A 1,866-nucleotide genomic window follows, 5' to 3' on the forward strand; every position below is an offset into this window, starting at 1 on the left:
GGTGGCTACGATGAACCAGAAATCCTCCCTCCGCAAAATCCTTCAATTTGTCTCAAAGGTCTCGACGGCGAACAGCGTCGTCCGCAGCGTCCGCTCGATCACGGCGGCAACCTGATCGTCGTTGATGGTGCGAGCACGGCCAGGTCGCGCTTCGTCAAGCAGGCCATCACAGCGATCCTTCAAAAACCGGCGACGCCACTTACCAACGGTATGTTCGTGAAGGCCGAGTTCGGCAGCTACGGACTTGCTTGGCAAGCCATCCGCACACCGCAGGATCGCACGGCATCGCTCAGATAGCGACCGGGCTACGCGATGACGACGAACTTGTCTCTCCAAGTACGCCCGCTCCTGCGCACTCAGCACTAACGGCGCGATCGGCCCCGGCCTCGCTCACCTGCATTCGCCACTCGCACTCTCCTCTGTAGAGATTCGAGCTATCAACTAATGTGACGAACTTGCGTTCCAGATGACTAGCAGGCGCGCATGAGCTGCACCCAGCCCGCGAGCTCCGCCGGTCACCAGAATGACCTTCTCGTTCATACGTCCCATGGCCTGATGTCCTTGCTCGCTCATTGATTGATGCGCTGTCAGTAGGGAGATCAGCTCGAGCCCATCTTTCTCCCGACCCATCCTATGCCATGTGCATGGCGGCTTCCCCAAAGCCTTCGTCTCGTCCAAACGGACGATCTTCCTGCCCGACCGTCCGCCGTCGTTGAGGAGATAGGGCGCTGCTTTCGACCGGCAATGCAGGCTCGCAGCGAAAAGGCGTTCGCCCTGCTGCGTTGGATTAAGCTTTGACGAGAGGAGAGCAAAGCACATAAGTTCTCCGGCGTGCAGCGGCTGGAGATTGAATGTTTCGAATCGGCGCGCCGATGATGGCGCGCGGAAATCCAGCTAGATCTGATTGTGAGGTAAAGCTCCCGCGATCGTTAGGTGCTGGATCAATGACGCAAGCCCCTCAGGAGCGCAGCCACCCGGTCGATCTCGCCTCCTTGCGTTTCTGATCATAAATAGCACAGCACGGCATTGATGTGAATCAATCGAGCAAGTCATACGCACGCGCTCGCGGAAGAGAAAAAAATGCGCCCGATCAGGACGGGGTGCACGAGGGTTGCAGCGTTGGTCGCCGCCAGGGAAGCCGACATCTAGTGCGCGCTTGGTCTGCCCGCCCTTCATCGAACCAGAGTTGCGCGAGGTCATCATCCGGATCGTAGGTTGATCATCATCCGGTATCCACGAAATGCCATCCTGCCGTATCCTTATGGTCGGCACGGTACTCGTCAGCCCAACTGGCGATCGAAGCAAGTGTTACGTTGGGGTGATCAAGAGCAGGAGCTTCCTGCGCAAGCAGGCCCTCGATTTTGCCGAGCGTGGCGGGATCGAGCCGTCGCCGTGCGATCTCGCGACAATTGCATGGCCTTCCTGCCCCAGGACCAGGCCTGCGAGACCGACACAACGAGCACGAGCCACGCGAGCCAGACAGCTCTCATAGCCTTTGCCCACAGCCTTCAGCTCGATCTACCACAAGTCGTGCGCCTTCATGATTGCAACTACATCCGGGCGAGAGGTCGAAATACCATGCGCAAGACCAAACATCGCGGCATCGGTCGCGTCGCCGCCGATTTCCTGCTCAATCTGATCGCCTATAATCTGATCCGCATCCCCAAACTGGCTGCAGCCTAGCCAGCCCAGACCTAGCCTCCCGGACGCGCCAGCCCAACGAGGCCTCCGCAACAGAAAAAAAACGCTTCATTCCTCACGTTTTTCAGCAGACTGCTAGCGCCTCCTCAGAGTCTGACTCAAAAAGCGGTCAGCATTTGGAGGGCGTGGCGAGGCGTCGGGTGAGGAGCCTGACGTGGGCAATGA

General features: G+C 58.7%; 1 protein-coding gene and 1 pseudogene. Both read right to left on the reverse strand.

Annotation, left to right across the window (positions count from 1 at the left end; translation table 11 throughout):
* Positions 1-75: 75 nt before the first annotated feature.
* Positions 76-407: pseudogene (locus tag AAFX91_RS41270) on the reverse strand (helix-turn-helix domain-containing protein); the annotation flags it as partial.
* An 815-nt stretch (positions 408-1,222) separates the two neighbouring features.
* Positions 1,223-1,456, reverse strand: a complete 234-nt coding sequence (locus tag AAFX91_RS41275; RefSeq protein ID WP_165421509.1) for a S1/P1 nuclease — start codon at positions 1,454-1,456, stop codon at positions 1,223-1,225.
* Between the last annotated feature and the right edge of the window lie 410 nt (positions 1,457-1,866).

Source organism: Bradyrhizobium sp. 31Argb, from assembly GCF_043638955.1.
GTDB lineage: Bacteria > Pseudomonadota > Alphaproteobacteria > Rhizobiales > Xanthobacteraceae > Bradyrhizobium.